The sequence below is a fragment of the Actinoplanes sp. NPDC051411 genome (assembly GCF_040682075.1).
In the GTDB taxonomy this organism is placed as follows: Bacteria; Actinomycetota; Actinomycetes; order Mycobacteriales; family Micromonosporaceae; genus Actinoplanes.
In genome coordinates this window covers 34944-50284 of record NZ_JBFBAD010000076.1, presented here as the reverse complement: position 1 = coordinate 50284, position 15341 = coordinate 34944, and the positions used below count along the sequence as shown (strand labels likewise).

Below are 15341 nucleotides of genomic sequence, written 5' to 3'. Positions count from 1 at the left end.
CCGCGTGGTCCCGCTGCCCCGCTGCCCGGCGGACCCGGGTGTCGGCGGCCGCCCCCGCCAGCACCGCGGCCGCCGACGTTACGGCGAACGCCCTCAAACCTCGCATTTGATCTCCTCCTCGATCGACGGCGCGGTGGTGGCCAGCCGCGCTATCAGTACGGCGATGTCGTCGGCGGCTTCCGGGCGGGCCAGCCGGGCGGACGCCGCGCGCATGGCGGCCACCGCGCCCGGATCGAGGCGCAGGTCCCGCACTTCGCGCAACAGGTGCTGGATGCCCCGCACCCGGCGCCCTGCGCCGGCCGCGACCAGCACCTCGGCGTTGCCCCGTTCTTGTCCGGGCACATGCCAGGTGATCAGCAGCGGAGTGGCACAGCAGGTGGCCTCGGCGATCGTGCCCGGGCCGGCCTTGGTGACCAGCACGTCGGCGCTGCGCACCCAGTCAGCCATGTTGTCGACGTACGCCCGGACCGTCAGCCGGGCGCCGGTGCGGAGGGCGAACCGTTCCAGCGACCGCCGCACCCGTTCGTTGCGGCCGCAGATCGCGACCACGTCGATGTCGGGCAGCCGCCGGACCAGGGCCCGCGCCTGCCGGCCGAGCTTGGCCGCGCCTTCGCCGCCGCCGGTGAGCACCACCACGAACCGGGAGCCGCCGAGGCCCAGCCGGCGTCGCAGCCGCCGGCGGGCCGCGTCCGGAAGGGGCCCGGCTCCAAACGCGGCGGCCACCGGAAGCCCGAGGTCGACGCAGCGGTTCCCAGCCGAACCGGCCCGGCGGTACCACGCCTGCATCGCGCGGGACGGCACGACCACGACGTCGGCGTCGTTGCGTCGCCAGCTGCAATGACCGGTCACCAGGTCGGTCACCACGGTCATCGCCCGCGTGCCGGTGACCCGCCGGACGTCGGCCACGCAGCCTCCCAGTAGGGGGTGGAAGGAGACCAGCAGTCGTGGCCCGTGCCGGGTGACCGCCTGCCGGACCGGGCGCCCGGCGAACGTGCGGACCAGCCAGCCGAGCAGCGAGGCGATCGGGTGCCGGTCGGTGCCGTGGTAAAGCATTGACCAGAGCCAGGGTGCCCGGCGGACCGTCGGGCCGTAGAGCGTCACCAGGCGGCGTACCCACGGGTGTGCCTCGGGACCGCTGAGCGGGTCGCAGAAGATCGGGGTGAATGCGCCCGGAAAGCCGCGTTCCAGGGCCTGCTGCACCGCGGTCGCCGCCGCCCGGTGTCCGCTGCCCGTGTCGGCCAGCAGGAAGAGCACCGGAACGGGGGAAGCCATGAGCATACTGTGCCCGGCCGGCCCGTCGGCGTCATCGTCGTCGCCGGTTATCCGTCGTACGCAGATCTGCGTAGACCGGCCAGCTCGGTCCGCGAGCTGATCCCCAGCCGCCGGAACATCTTGCGCAGGTGGTAGTTCACGGTGTGCGCGGAGAGGCCTATCCGGTTGGCGATCTGCCCGTTGGTGAGGCCGTCGGCCACCAGCTGGGCGATGCGGCGCTCGGCCGGGCTGAACCCCGACCAGTCGGGCTGTGGGCTGGGCGGCGGGCCGGCGTCCCCGGCGGCGGCCGCCTCCCGTACGCGGGCGGCCTGCTCCGCCAGCGCGGCCGTCCGCGGGTTGCGCCGGGCCAGCTCGTCGGCGGTCGCCACGGCCGCCTCGACCAGCCGCTGGGCGCCGATCTCCCGGCCGGTCCGGGCGAACCACAGGGGAGCGCCCGGATGCTCGGCGGCCAGCGCGGTGTCGCCGGCCGCCCAGTAGCGGTCGGCCGCCAGCAGACGCGCGCACGCCTCGGCGCCGTGCTGCTGCAACGTTATCTGCAGGTCGAGCCAATGCGGATGCAGCGGCCACAGAGCGACCCCACCGGTCTCCAGCAGGACGCGGATCGCGTGCACGTGGTTGCGAGCCTTGTCCCAGCAGCCGTTGTGCAGCGCGACCTGGGCCAGCACCCGGTGTACCTGGGGGAGTACCAGCCCGGCTTCGCCGGCGCGGGCCGCCCGCAGCACCCGTTCGGCGATCTCGCCGGCCTCCGGCGTGTTACCACTGAGCAGATGGGCCTCGGCCGCTACGACGTCGGGCAGGTGCCGGTAGGCCGCGGCCGGGCCGGGTCCCGAGCAGGTCGCCGCGGTCGCCTGGACGAGGTCGGCCGCCTCGTCGAGCGCGCCCACCGCCAGCAGATGCCGGGCGTGCCCGGCGGCCACGGTCACCCACCAGGCCGGCAGGGCCGCCGGCTCGGCCGCGGCCACCGCTCGGGCCGACATGCGCACCGCCTTCTCCAGGTCGCCGGTCTGCCGCAGGTGACCGGCCATGGTGGACAGTACGACCGCGAGCGTGGCGCCGCCGCCCGGCCCGTCGGCACCGATCGGGTGGCCGGCCAGGGGATCGGCGAGGGCGAGGGCGAACGCCTGCATGGCCTGGAGGTCGTCGACGGTGGCGCCGTCCAGGCCGATCCGGGTCAGAGCACGGGCGGCGGCGTTGGCGGCCTCGCCGGCCCGGCCGCTCATCAGCAGGGTGTGGCACAACCGCGCGGTGAGCGCGGGGGTCGGTGCCGGGCACCGTTCCAGCAGCGCGAGGGCCGGTTGCAGATGCCCCGCGTAGAGCTGCGCGTCGACCAGGCGCAGCAGCTCGCTGTCGGTCCGGCGCGGCGCACTCTCGCGCGCTGTCGGCGACAGCGCGAGCAAGCTCGACCCGGCCTGCTTCAGCATGGTGCCCACCCCCCGATGGTCCCGACGTTCGGCGTATCCGGCACGAACGCTAACGACAGCGCGGGGGCCCGCGGCCGATTCGGGGACGATTACACGCGGTGGGGACCGGAGTTCCCGGCGTCGCCGGGACGAGGGCCGGGCCGGCCCGGGACGAGGGCCGGCGCCTCGGCGCGCGGCAGAATCCGGGCCCGCGCCGTCAGCCAGGCCTGCCACTCCGGCGCGTTGCGGGCCGGGCCGGCGATCATGTCCGTCCCGGCCCAGCCGCGCACCGGCCGGATGCCGTGCAGGGCATTGACCAGCCACACCTCACGACCGGCCAGCTGGTCCGGGGTTGATCGCCGATGGCGCAGCGGGATGCCGAGCTCGCGCGCCCGGGCCTGAATCCGCCCGGTTGTCACGCCGGGTAGGCAGGGCAGGCCCCGCGACGGCACGCACAGCTCACCGTCCACCCACCACACCAGGCTGGTGGTGACACCTTCCAGCAGCAGGCCGTCGGCGTTGCGCAGCAGCAGCTCGTCGGCACCCTGGGCGGCCGCGGCCGCCCGCAGCTCGGACAGCAGGATCAGATCGGGACCCTTGAGCCGGGGCCGGGAGCGGGGGTCGCCGGGCGGGGCGAAACGGGCGATCAGGCTGGTCCGGGCCGCGGGCACCGGCCGGACCCGAAGCCGGAGCCGGCCGGTGGCGGAGAGCTCGACGCGCGGGAACCAGCGCCCGGTACGCGGCAACGCCTCGACGGCCGCCGCCCAGAACCGGTCCACCGACCCCGGATCGGTCAGCCCGGCGCAGGCCGCACGGAACCGGGTGCGGTGGTCGCCGAGGAATCGCACCGCACCCTCGTCGACCAGCCAGGAATCGGCGGCCAGGAGGTCGTCTTGAGGCTCGGCGCCGGGCTCGAGGCGCCCGTTCGTGAATACGCTGACAACAGACACGGCACTCCCGACAGCCGACGCGGAAAATAGTCTAGGAAGTGGTCTCCGGCGGGCGCGGCAGCAAGCGCGCCGAGATGGCCAGGCGGTTCCAGGAATTCATCACGGTCGCTACAAAAATCAAATGCGCGACCAGCTCCTCGGGGAAATGCTTGCAGGCGGTCTCATAGGAGGAGTCGCTGACCGCCCCCGGCTGCAGGACGGTGACCGCCTCGGCCAGTTCCAGCGCCGCCTGCTCGGCCTCGGTGAAGAAGCCGGGCGAGTGCCGCCACGCGTCGAGCTGGAAGATGCGCTGCTCCGAGACACCGTCGGCGCGTGCCTCCCGACAGTGCATCTCCACGCAGAACGCACAGGCGTTCACCTGTGATACGCGAATCTTGACCAGGTGCACGACGGCCCGGTCCACGCCGGCGCCGAGCGCCGTCCGCGTCACCGTATCCGCGAAGTTCTTCATGGCGGAATAGCTTTCCTTGGCCTGTGTGAACAGCGGAAGCCGTGGCCAGTTGCTCATCCGTAGTCCTTACGCCCGATGGTCCGGTCCGGCGAATGCCGACCGGCCCACTTTACGGCCGCGCATTCCGGACGCTCCACTACCCGGGTTGGCAGAGGAACGCTACCCGCACTGGTAGTGGACGGTTCCAAAGGTATTGCCGAAGGCTGGGGAAACCGGACCGAGGATGGTGGGAGGGAAAGCCGATGGTGAATGAGCAGCCGGCCGAGTTGCTCGTCGTGGGGGCGGGCCCGGCGGGTCTGACCGCGGCGCTGGCCGCCCGGTCGCTCGGCATCGACGTGACCCTGATCGAGGCGGATCCGCAGGACCGCGAGCGGGCCGGCAGCCGTGCCCTCTTCGTCCACCACGAGACCCTGAACCGGCTGCAGCGGTTGAGTCCCGGGCTCGGCGACAAGATCGCCGGCTTCGGCATCACCTGGGAGTACGCGCGGACCTTCTACGGCGACCGGGAGGTCTACAGCCGGCGGTACACCTCGTCGCCAGGCGTGGGTCTGCCGCCGTACGCAAGCCTGCGCCAGCTCGACACCGAGCGGTTTCTGCGCGATGCCTGCCAGGGAGCGGGGGTTCGAGCGGTCTGGGACGCGGCGGTCGAGGAGGTGCGCAGCGGGCCGGAAGACGTCACCGTGCGCACCCGCGACGGCCGGGAGTGGACCAGTGACTACCTGATCGCCGCCGACGGTGCGCGGTCCACCGTACGTACCCGGATGGGCATCGAGATGGACGGCGACCGTTCGGACGACTACCGGATCGCGGTCGACCTCGCCGACGACCCCGCGAACCACGGCTCGGCGGAGTGTGTCATGTACTACCGGCATCCGGCCCTGGACGGCCGCAACGTGCTCGTCGTGCCGTTCGCCGGTGGTATCCAGGCCGACGTGCAGTGTCGCGGCCGGGAGGACAGCGAGCGGCTGAGCACCCCCGAGGCGGTCCGCCGGTGGATCCCGCAGGTGGTCCCGGCCGGCTACCGCGACCGGGTGCTGTGGATCGCCCGCTATCCGTGCCTGCAACGGGTGGCGACCTCCTTCGTCGACCGGCACCGCCGAGTACTGCTCACCGGCGAGGCCGCACATTTGTTCGCGCCGCTCGGCGCCCGGGGCATGAACAGCGCCATGGCCGATGCCGAGTCGGCCTCCACCGCGGTCGGCGTGGCGCTGCGCGCGGCCGGCTCGGAACGCGCCCGCGCCGCCGTCGAGGAATTCGACCGGTTGCGCCGGCAAGCGGCGCACCACAACCGCGCCCGTGTCGAACGAGCCGTCCGACATCTGCGCGCCGACTCGCCGGTGCAGCGGCTGCGCCAGGCCGGCGCCGCCCGGTTGGCGCCGTTACTGCCGGGCGCCGGCGCCTGGTTGCACCGGGCGCCGTACGGGCCGCGCGGCTCGGTGACCGTCACTACCGGCCTCTACTGACACCCGCCCAGCTTCTTAGTCGAAGGGAACGATCTGGCATGACCGGAAACAACTCCTACGCGATCGGGGACTCCTGGGCCGAGCGCATCGGTGCGCTCGCCGCCGGCCTGCCATCGGTCGAGGGGGACACGCTCGCCGCCCTCCTCGCCGACCCGGCCGACAAGGGCTCCGACGGCGGGTGGCGCTCGCCCCTGCCCGACCGCGAACGCGAGGCTATCGGCCGCGCGCCGGCCCGCCGCGAGGACGACCCCGATGCAATCCGCACCGTCGGCGTGATCGGCGGCGGGACGGCCGGCTATCTGACGGCACTGGCCCTGCGGGCGCGGCGGCCCTGGCTCGACGTCACGCTGATCGAGTCGAGCGACATCCCGGTGATCGGCGTGGGTGAGGCGACGACCCCGCCGCTGCTCGCCTTCCTGCACCACTATCTCGGCATCGACCCGCACGACTTCCTGGAGAAGGTGCGGCCGACCTGGAAGCTCGGCATCAAGTTCGACTGGGGGCCGTACGCCGACGGAATCATGGCCCCGTTCGACTGGGGGGCCAACTCGATCGGCGTGCTGGGCTCGCTGGCTGAGCGCAACGACCCGAACGCGTACACCCTGCAGTCGCTCTTCATGCTGCACAACCGGGTGCCGGTGTTCCGGCTCGACGGCGAGCGGTACGTCTCGCTGATGGACGACCTTCCGTTCGCGTACCACCTGGAGAACCGGGCCCTGGTGAAGTATCTGACCGATCTCGCCCGCGAGCGCTCCATCAAGCACCTGGACGCGCAGATCTCCGACGTCGAGCTCTCCGGCGAGGACTGGATCGACTCCCTGCGCACCACCGACGGGCGGACGCTGGAGTTCGACCTCTACATCGACGCCACCGGGTTCCGTTCCAAGCTGCTCGGCCAGACGCTGAAGACCGAGTACACGAGCTACTCGGACAGTCTGTTCACCGATACCGCGGTCACCGGCTACACCGAGCAGAGCGAGGCGATCGAGCCGTACACCACCGCCGCCACAATGGACGCCGGATGGTGCTGGTCGATCCCGGTCCACGACGAGAACCACGTCGGTTACGTGCACTCGTCGGCGTTCATGTCGGCCGACGCCGCCGCCGACGAGATCCAGCGGCAGCACGGCACGGTGAAAGACCTGCGGACGGTCAAGTTCCGCTCCGGCCGCTACGACAAGACCTGGCGCGGCAACGTGATCGCGGTCGGCAACGCCTACGCCTTCGTCGAGCCGCTGGAGTCCAGCAGCCTGCTGATGCTGGTCTTCACGCTGATGTCGGCGATGCCGCTGCTGCCCGACTCGTGGAAGCAGCCGGCACCGCGCGAGGTGCTCAACCGCGTCACCGCCGAGCGCTGGGACGGGTTGCGCTGGTTCCTCGCCTTGCACTACCGCTACAACCGCCGCCGCTCGACACCGTTCTGGCAGGAGGTGTGGACCCGCACCGATGTCTCCGGCATCGAGCCGTTGCTGGAGATCTACGCCGGCGGCGCGCCGCTGCACCTCCGCGATCCGCTGACCCGGCGGCTGGCCCGGGCCGCTGCGCCGACGTTCTACGAGCTCGACGGCGTGGATTGCATGCTGCTCGGCCAGAACTACCCGGCCACGCTGGTCGAGAACAGTGAGCCGCCACAGGCCTGGCGGGCCCGCAAGGCGGCGGCCGACGTCCTGGTGTCCCGGGCGCTCACCCAGCGCGAGGCCCTGAAGGCTTTCCATGCCCGCCCGGAGCTGACCCAGAACCTGGTCTTCGGCCGGCACAGCTGGGTCACCGGCTACGGCGAGGAACGCTGGCTGCGGCAGAGCCGCGCCTGACGACGGAGTGAGGCGGTGCGATCCATGCCCGGACCCTCGACGCCGGTCGGCCCGACGGCCAGCTGTCACCCCGACGACTACCGGTCGCTGATGAGCGCCTTTCCCACTGGCGTGTCGGTGGTGACGAGCGTCGGCGTCGACGGCCTGCCCCGCGGTCTGACCTGTTCCGCGCTGACCAGCGTGACGGTCGCCCCGCCCACCCTCCTGGTCTGCCTCAACGACCGCAGCGCGACGTTGGAGGCTTTGGAGATCAGCGGCCGGTTCGCCGTCAACCTGCTGCATCACGAGGCACACCGGGCCGCGCGGATCTTCGCCGGCCCGGCGGTGGACCGGTTCGGCCTGGTGCCGTGGGACCTCTCGCCCCATGGCGGCCTGCCGCGCCTGGTCGAGGACGCATTCGCCGTCGCCGAGTGCCGGGTCACCCGGACTTTCCGGGTGAGCGACCACGCGGTGATCGTCGCCGAGGTCACCCACGCGGAGCGGCAGACGGCCGTGCCTCTGTTGTACGGCCTGCGCCGCTTCGCGTCCTGGCACGACATGCCGGTCGCCGTGCCCGGCGACGAACCGCGGTCCGAAGGACAGTCATGAACGCCGTCACCCGCATCGAGGAACTGGCCGAACGCAACGGATGGCGCGACCGGGTGGCGTTCCGCGTGGACGCCGAACAGTACACGCACAGCGAGATCCACTGGCTGGGCGCGACCGCCGCGGCCGGCCTGGCGGCCCACGGTGTGCGTCGCGGTGACCGGGTGCTGCTGGCGCTGCCGGACGGCGCCGGTCTGGTGGCGGTGTTCCTCGGCGCGGCCCGGCTCGGCGCGATTTCGGTGCTGGTCAACCCGGCACTCACCGCGGCCGATCACGGCGGCTTCGTCGCCGACTGCGAGCCGGCTGTGGTGGTCGCCGGAGACGAGCTGGCCGACCGGTTCCCTCCCGGTCGGCGCCGCACCTTCGAGCAACTGCTGGCACTCGCCGACGGACTCGAGGCGCCCGAGCCGGTCGAGGTGGCCGAGGACGCGCCGCTCTACGTCCAGTACACCTCCGGGACGACCGGGAGGCCGAAGGGCGCCCTCCACACCCATGGGCAGCTGGAGACATACGTGCGGTGTGTCGGTCGCGGAGTCCTGGCGATCGGGCCGGAGGACCGGTTGCTCTCGGTCTCCAAGCTCTACTTCGCGTACGGGTTCGGCAACGCGCTCGTCTTCCCGCTCTACACCGGGGCCAGCGCCGTCTTGTTCGACCGGCGCCCGTCGCCCAAACAGGTCGCGGCGGCGGTCGAGCGGCATGGGGTGACGCTGCTGTTCTCGGTGCCCAGCTTCTACGCCAAGTTGCTCGGCCACCTGCCACAGGGCACCGCCGGCACGCTGCGGGCAGCGGTGTCGGCCGGCGAGACGATGCCACCGGCGCTCGGCGAACAGGTGGCCGAGGCGCTCGGCGCGCCGGTGCTGGAGCAGATCGGCTCGACCGAGGCCGGGCACGCGTTCTGTGCCAACTCGGTCTTCCACAACGCGCCCGGCACGCTGGGCCGGGCGGTGCCGGAGTGCGACCTGGAGCTGCGCGACCCGGCGGGGCAGCCGGTGCCGCCGGACGGCATCGGAGAGCTGTGGGTCCGGAGTCCGATGATCATGACGGGTTATCTGAACCGCCGCGCGGAGACCGACGCGGTACTGGCCGACGGCTGGCTCAACACCCGCGACCGGGTCAGCCGGCGGGACGACGGCGCGTACGTGCACCACGGCCGGACCGACGACGTGGAGGTCGTCGGCGGAATCAACGTGGCGCCGGCCGAGATCGAGGCGGTGCTGCGGCGGCACCCGGCGGTCCGCGAGGTGGCCGTCGTAGCCGTACGCACCGACATCGGCGCCACGGCGTTACGGGCGTACGTGGTCTCCGGCGGTGCGTCCGGGGGCACCGCGCTGGAGACCGAGCTGATCGCGATGGCCCGCGCCGAGCTGGCGCCGTTCAAGGTGCCCCGCTCGGTGCGGCTGGTCGGCGAGCTGCCGCGGACGCCGTCCGGCAAGGTTCGCCGCTTCCTGCTGCGCCAGGTGGGCGCGGAGGCGTGAGGGTACGAATCGACGAGTCGAGGAGACGACCATGTCCGAAACCACGGAAGAGCTAGTCCGCTTCATCACCGAGGAGGGCCTGAACAACGGCGAGTGGGGCTTCATCCACGACGTTTTCGCCCCCGACTACGAAGTGCACACGGCCGGGCTGGCGCTGCCCAAGGGTCCGACGGCGTTCCAGCTGGCCGTGCAGTTCTGGAAGCGGGCCTTCCCCGACTTCACCTGCTCCATTCAGCAGCTGCTCAGCTCGGGTGACTTCGTCACGCTTCGGTTCATCACTACCGGCACGCACACCGGCCCGCTGATGTGGATGCCACCCACCGGCCGGGGCTTCGTGGTGGAGGGCGTCGACCTGCACCGCATCGAGAACGGCAAGGTGGCCGAGTCGTGGATCAGCGACGACTTCCCGCGCATCCTCATCGAGCTCGGCATCGTGGAGGAGCCCAAGCCGCCGGCCGACGCCGCGCCGCCGACGTTGGTCGTGCCGGCGGCGACGGGCGGGGTGTGACGGGCTGGCGGGCCGCCCTGCGCTGTTGCACGCGGGTGGTCCATCACGGGCTGATCCACCTCGGTGCGTCCACCGTCGGCTTCGACGCCCGGGCGGCCATCGCCGCGATGCAGCGGCCGCCGCTCTGCGGACCGCCCCCGGACCACCCGGAGCGGCTGACGCCGGGGGTGCCGATGACGCAGAGCGAGATCCAGGTCTGGGCCCAGCTCTACTGACAACCAGATCTGAGCCCCATACGAAACTGCTCGGCCGGTCCGACCGGCCGAGCAGTTTCGTATGGGGCTCAGTGGATCAGGACGGTACGGCGCTCACCGCCGCCTCGACCGCCGCGACCAGTTCGGCCCGACTGGCCCCGGGCAGCTGCGGCGGCGGGCCGCCGGCCATCACCTTGCCGATCCGGGCTCGCACGTCGTCGTCGGCGTAGAGCGTCGAGGGCGGCTGGAGCATCATCATCACGTTCGCTACCCGCCGCCAGACTTCCTCGTCCTGCGAGGCGGCGGCGACGGCGAGACCGAACGTGACGAGGCCGGCCGGCGGGCGCTGCGGCGGCCGGCCCTCCAGCGTGGCCTGCCACAGACCGGCCCGGCCGCGGTCATTGGCCTTCGCCTCCTCCAGCCACGGCCGCATCAGCAACTCGGTACGGTGCAGGTACTCGGACGCCTGGGCGTCGTCGACGACCGGGTGGGCGGTCAACAGGTCGGCCAGCAGGAAGGCGTGCGCCAGCGCGAGCGACACGCCCCGGCCGTAGGACGGATTCGTCGTGCAGACGGCGTCGCCGACCGCGAACAGGCCGGTGACCGGGCGCTCCTGGCTCGGCGGTAGCCGCAACATGTTGTCGAGGCCGCCCATCGCGTAGACGCCGGAGATCGGCTCGGAGTTGCCCGGCGCGACCCAGCCCGCGAGCATGGGCGTGGCGCGCACGGCGGCCGTGAACGGTTCCGGGTGGCGCACGTCCTTGAGCGCCGCATCCTCGGGCAGCACGCCCAGCGAGATGGAGAACGTGTCGTTGTCACCGAGAAAGAGCACCGCCGTGTAGCTGTCCCACAGCCCGCCGGCGCCGAAACCACGGTTCAGCGGGCCGGGCGGCCGCTTCGCGAGCAACTTGTAGTGGCGGGTGTAGTAGACGATCCGGCAGTTCTCGGACTCGATCCGCGGCTCGGGCAGGCCGGCGTCGGCGAGCCACGAGCTCAGGGCCGAGCGACGGCCGGTGGCGTCGACCACGATGTCGGCCCGCCGCTCGGTGCCGTCGGCCAGCCGTACGCCGGTCACCCGTCGCGGGTCGTCTTCCGCCCGCAGCAGGCCGCGGACGGTCGCGCCGCGGACCAGCTCGACGCCCGGCCGAGCCAGTACGCGGCGGAGCAGGACGAGTTCGAAGGTCGAGCGCCGGACGGTGACCATGCGCAGGTCGTCGTCGCCGGGGCGGCGCCGCACCGGAATCAGCGCCGGCGGCGGATAGTCGACCAGGTTGATCTCCTTGCCGCCGGCCTCCAGCAGTGCCTCGTACACGTCCGCGGCCCGCTTCCGCAGCAAGTTGCAGGCGAGCGAAGCAAAGGCGTGCGAGTGCACCGCCTGCGGCACGGTGGCCCGCTGCCGGGCGGCCGCCGCGTCGATGGTGGCGGGCGCCTCCTGCGCGTCCCGCTCCAAGATCTGGACCTGGTGGCCGGCGTCGGCCAGAGCCAGCGCGGTGGCCAGGCCGGCCACGCTGCCCCCGATCACGATGGCCTGTTTGCCGGGGGTGTGCCCGTTCGCCACAGTCATCAGGCGTTCCAGAATTCGTCGGTCGCGTACACATCGTTCGGGTAGGTCCAGAATTCCGCGATCTTGCCGTCCTCGATCCGGGCGACGTTGACGAACGGCATCTCCAACACCCGGCCCTTGCGCTCGTACCGGGTCTGGAGAAGGGCGAACGCGTGCCCGTCGCTCGCGCCGATCTCCTTGGTCTCCATGTGCATCTTGCCCTGGGTAAGCTCGAACATCTTGTTGGCGAAGGCGGTGGAGTCCTTGAGGCCGTGGTGCTCGCCGGAAAGCGGGCTGCGGCCCGGGTAGTGGTGGACCGAGTCTTCCTTCCAGTACGTTCCGGCCGTGTCCACGTCGCCCACGGCGAACGCGGCGTAGACCTTGCGCATCAGGACGACGTTGGGGTGTTCCTCGACGGTCATCGCTTCTCCTTCGACTTCTCAGGCGGCGTACTCGTGAGTGGACAGTGAGCTACGGACGGCGCGGACGATCCGGCCGGCCGACGGGGTGTAGGCGTCCTCCAGCCCCGGGCTGAACGGAACCGGGGCGTGTGGGGCGGTGACGGTACGGACCGGGCCGCGCAGCGCGGCGAAGGCCTGGTCGGCCACGAGCGCCGCGACGTCGCAGGCGAAGCTGCACCGCGGGTTCGACTCGTCCACCACGACCAGATGGCCGGTACGCCGGACACTCGCGAGGATGCTCTTGGTGTCCAGCGGGGAGAGCGTGCGCGGGTCGACGACCTCGCACTCGATGCCGTCGGCGGCGAGCTGCTCGGCGGCGGCGAGGCTCTCCTTCACCATCGCGCCGACCGCGACGATGGTGCAGTCGCCGCCGGACCGCGCGATCCGGGCGGTGCCGAGCGGGATCTCGTACGACTCCTCGGGTACCTCGCCCGGGGCGAAGTAGAGCATCTTGTGCTCGAAGAAGACGACCGGGTCGTCGTCCCGGATCGCCGCGATCATCAACCCCTTGGCGTCGTACGCGCTGGCCGGCGCGACCACTTTCAGCCCCGGAATATGGGTGAACATCGAGTACAGCGCCTGCGAGTGCTGGGCGCCGCGCCGCATCCCGGTGCCGTACATGGCTCGCAGCACGAGCGGGACGCTGGCCTTCCCGCCGCCCATGTAGCGCAGTTTGGCGGCCTGGTTGAGGATCTGGTCGAAGCAGACGCCGGCGAAGTCGACGAACAACAGGTCGGCCACCGGCCGGAGCCCGGTCGCCGCGGCGCCGACGGCCGCGCCGACGAACGCCGCCTCGGTGATCGGGGTGTCGAGAATCCGGTCCGGGTGGGACTCGTGCAGGCCCTGGGTGGGACCCCACGCATTGCCCAGCCGGCCTTCGCAGCCGGTGCCACCGATGTTGTCCTCGCCGAACACCACGACGCTTCGGTCGCGGGTCATTTCCTGGTCGAGAGCTTCACCGATCGCTTGCAGGTAGGTCAGTTGCCTGGTCACTCCGCGCTCCTTCAGTAGGTGACGTAGACGTCGGTGAGCACTTCGTCCGGGTCCGGCCCGGCAGCCGATTCGGCCGTGCGGACCGCGTCGTCGATGAGATCGGCCACCACGCGGTCGAGGTCGGCGATGGTCTGGGCGGTCAGCGTCTGGTCGGCAACGCTGCGATCGGCGAACGATCGGATGCAGTCGTGCTCGGCGCGCACCCGCTCCACCTCGCCCTCGCCGCGGTACGCCTGCTGGTCCCAGCCCTCCATGTGACCGAAGAACCGTTGCGCGGTGCACTCGAGCAGCGTCGGGCCGCCGCCGGACCGGGCCCGAGCCACCGCTTCGTCGGCCGCGGCGCGGACGGCGAAGTAGTCGTATCCGTCGACCGTGACCGACGGGATGCCGAGCGCCGCACCGCGCGGGGCCACGGTCCGGCCGTTCAAGTGGAACGGCGTGCCGGTGGCCTGGGCGTACCCGTTGTCCTCGACGACGAAGACGACGGGAAGCCGCCAGACCGCGGCCAGGGTCAGGCTTTCGGCGAACGCACCCTGGTTGACGCCGCCGTCTCCGACGAAGGCGACCGCCACCTGACCCGTGCCCCGGACCTTGGCCGAGAGCGCGGCCCCGGCCGCCAGCGGCACGCCTCCCGCGGCTACGCCGTTGGCGCCCAGCATTCCGCGATCGAAGTCGGCGATGTGCATCGATCCGCCCTTGCCACCGCATACTCCGCCGGCTTTGCCGTACAGCTCGAGCATCATGCCCCCGAGGTCACAGCCCTTCGCGATCGCATGCCCGTGACCGCGATGTGTACTGGCGATGTAATCGTCGTCGTTCAGGGCCGAGCACACCCCGACCGCAACGGCCTCCTGGCCTGCGTACAGGTGCACAGCTCCAGGAATGCGGCCGGCCGGAAATTCGGTGTGCACCCGCTCCTCGAAGGCGCGTATCGCGCGAAGCAGGAAGTAAATGCGAGCCGCACTCGCGTCGGCGTCGCCGATCGCTGATTCCGGGATGTCCACAGAGGACTCCTTACGGATAAAATGGTGGAAAGGACCAATCGGACATGGCCGGGCGCCGCTTTCACGGAGTCGGATCGACATTTCGGGCGTGCCGCCAGAGCACAAAATGCATTGATGAAAGTGGCCGGCCGCCGGACCGTCGCCGCGTTGTCTGGAACATAGCCGCGAGGGCCGGGTCGGGCAACGGCAAGCAGGTTCGCGCGCCGGCAACCCGGACGCACGGAATGTGACGCACGTCTCCCGCCATCAGACCGGTGTTTGGCCAGGTCAGCGAGCTATCGTCCAGTCCGCCCCGGGGCTATTACAACGGCCGTGCTGTTTCTCGGGCCATGGGTCGGCCGGGCGACGGTCCCCGCGCCATTGTGTTCAAATCCCGGGCCGGTGGGACGAATTTCCCCTGTTCCGAGAGGCGGGCGGGCTCACCTAGAGTCGTTGACCTATCACTGCGCTGCCGCTAGAGTGGGCCCGGTCTATGTCATACGAATCACCGTGCCATTACGGCGGGGAGCGGTGGTCGCATCGACTGTCCAGTATTGGACATCAATGACGGGGGAAAGACCGATGCGCCTTCCCGGTGCACCAGGCGAGAGCGCCGAAATACTTTTACGGAAATGGCAACGGGATCTGCACGACGACGTGGGGGCAGCGCTGGCCGCGGTGGCCACCCAGCTGGAGCTGGCCTTACAGCTGATCGAACAGGACCGGCGGAAGGCGGCCAGCCTGATCGAGCGGTCCCGCGGGGAGACCGTGGCGATGATCGGCAAAGTGCGCGAGCTGGTCGTGGACCCTTACGCCGGGTCGTTGCTGGTGCGGGACAGGCCGGACGTCGTGGCCTGGCTGAGTGACGCCCTGTTTGAGCTGAGCGTCGCCTTCGAGGCACCCGCCGAGCTGACGATCGACATCGATCCCGGTCTGGCGAGCTTACCAGAGTCCACATTGGACGACATCTACCGGATTGTCCATGAGGCGGTGGTCAACGTCCTCCGACACGCCGGCGCCACCCGCTGTTGGGTGGAAATTTCCGTCGGCGAGGCCGAGGTGCAACTGCGGGTACGCGACAACGGGGTCGGGTTTCCACTGGGAAGGGTGCCCGAGGGCACCGGGCTGACAAGTATGCAAGAACGGGCGGAGAACCACGGGGGTTCTTGCACCGTCCGGCCCGCGACGCCCTCCGGGGTGGTTGTGGAAGCAGCCATACCGTTTTCGCGCTAGCTCTGACAGGAGATGCCCG

The 15341-nt window shown here is 71.2% G+C and carries 15 protein-coding genes; 7 read left to right on the top strand and 8 right to left on the bottom strand.

From position 1 onward, the window contains the following. Nucleotides 1–93: 93 nt before the first annotated feature. The 4 genes from AB0M88_RS34190 to AB0M88_RS34175 all read right to left on the bottom strand — a co-directional run bounded on the left by AB0M88_RS34190 (nt 94) and on the right by AB0M88_RS34175 (nt 4130). On the bottom strand, nt 94–1272 hold the full coding sequence (locus AB0M88_RS34190) for a glycosyltransferase (RefSeq protein ID WP_364109855.1): 1179 nt from the start codon (nt 1270–1272) through the stop codon (nt 94–96). A 47-nt stretch (nt 1273–1319) separates the two neighbouring features. Next, nucleotides 1320–2693 carry a helix-turn-helix transcriptional regulator gene (locus AB0M88_RS34185; protein WP_364109859.1) on the bottom strand — a complete coding sequence of 458 codons (1374 nt, stop codon included), beginning with the start codon at nt 2691–2693 and terminating at the stop codon, nt 1320–1322. 89 nt (nt 2694–2782) lie between these two features. Continuing rightward, the gene (locus tag AB0M88_RS34180; RefSeq protein ID WP_364109853.1) at nt 2783–3622 is read right to left on the bottom strand and encodes an aminotransferase class IV; all 840 of its coding nucleotides are present in this window, start codon (nt 3620–3622) and stop codon (nt 2783–2785) included. 31 nt (nt 3623–3653) lie between these two features. Beyond that, complete coding sequence (locus tag AB0M88_RS34175) at nt 3654–4130, bottom strand: carboxymuconolactone decarboxylase family protein (RefSeq protein WP_364109851.1); 477 nt, start codon at nt 4128–4130, stop codon at nt 3654–3656. Between the two features lie 185 nt (nt 4131–4315). On the opposite strand from AB0M88_RS34175, the gene AB0M88_RS34170 reads away from it, so the two are divergent. The 6 genes from AB0M88_RS34170 to AB0M88_RS34145 are packed head-to-tail and all read left to right on the top strand — an operon-like array spanning nt 4316 to nt 10130. Further along, the gene (locus tag AB0M88_RS34170) at nt 4316–5536 is read left to right on the top strand and encodes an NAD(P)/FAD-dependent oxidoreductase (protein ID WP_364109849.1); all 1221 of its coding nucleotides are present in this window, start codon (nt 4316–4318) and stop codon (nt 5534–5536) included. Nucleotides 5537–5574: 38 nt separating this feature from the next. Beyond that, nucleotides 5575–7347, top strand: a complete 1773-nt coding sequence (locus AB0M88_RS34165; protein ID WP_364109847.1) for a tryptophan halogenase family protein — start codon at nt 5575–5577, stop codon at nt 7345–7347. A gap of 24 nt (nt 7348–7371) precedes the next feature. Beyond that, nucleotides 7372–7935, top strand: coding sequence for a flavin reductase family protein (locus AB0M88_RS34160; RefSeq protein WP_364109844.1), 564 nt, complete (start codon nt 7372–7374; stop codon nt 7933–7935). Next, a complete protein-coding gene (locus AB0M88_RS34155) occupies nt 7932–9407 on the top strand; it encodes an AMP-binding protein (RefSeq protein ID WP_364109842.1) in 1476 nt (491 codons plus the stop codon). The genes AB0M88_RS34160 and AB0M88_RS34155 overlap by 4 nt, the downstream gene beginning before the upstream one ends. 31 nt (nt 9408–9438) lie before the next feature. Beyond that, complete coding sequence (locus tag AB0M88_RS34150) at nt 9439–9915, top strand: ester cyclase (RefSeq protein ID WP_364109839.1); 477 nt, start codon at nt 9439–9441, stop codon at nt 9913–9915. Continuing rightward, a complete protein-coding gene (locus AB0M88_RS34145; RefSeq protein WP_364109837.1) occupies nt 9912–10130 on the top strand; it encodes a DUF6059 family protein in 219 nt (72 codons plus the stop codon). Before AB0M88_RS34150 ends, AB0M88_RS34145 begins: the two co-directional genes overlap by 4 nt. Before the next feature lie 76 nt (nt 10131–10206). Here the strand turns inward: AB0M88_RS34145 and AB0M88_RS34140 are convergent, their stop codons facing one another. From AB0M88_RS34140 to AB0M88_RS34125, 4 genes are read right to left on the bottom strand one after another with little or no spacing between them, the layout of a single operon-like run. Then, nucleotides 10207–11673: an FAD-dependent oxidoreductase gene (locus AB0M88_RS34140; protein WP_364109835.1), complete on the bottom strand. Its 1467-nt coding sequence runs from the start codon at nt 11671–11673 to the stop codon at nt 10207–10209. Next, complete coding sequence (locus AB0M88_RS34135; RefSeq protein WP_364109831.1) at nt 11673–12074, bottom strand: nuclear transport factor 2 family protein; 402 nt, start codon at nt 12072–12074, stop codon at nt 11673–11675. The genes AB0M88_RS34140 and AB0M88_RS34135 overlap by 1 nt, the downstream gene beginning before the upstream one ends. An 18-nt stretch (nt 12075–12092) precedes the next feature. After that, entirely contained in the window at nt 12093–13106 is a 1014-nt protein-coding gene (locus AB0M88_RS34130; protein WP_364109829.1) for an alpha-ketoacid dehydrogenase subunit beta, read from the bottom strand. Between the two features lie 11 nt (nt 13107–13117). Continuing rightward, nucleotides 13118–14110, bottom strand: coding sequence for a thiamine pyrophosphate-dependent dehydrogenase E1 component subunit alpha (locus tag AB0M88_RS34125; protein WP_364109827.1), 993 nt, complete (start codon nt 14108–14110; stop codon nt 13118–13120). 561 nt (nt 14111–14671) lie between these two features. Between AB0M88_RS34125 and AB0M88_RS34120 the strand changes: the two genes are divergently transcribed. After that, nucleotides 14672–15322 (top strand): ATP-binding protein, encoded by a 651-nt coding sequence (locus AB0M88_RS34120; protein WP_364109825.1) that lies wholly within the window; start codon nt 14672–14674, stop codon nt 15320–15322. The last annotated feature ends 19 nt before the right edge of the window (nt 15323–15341 follow it).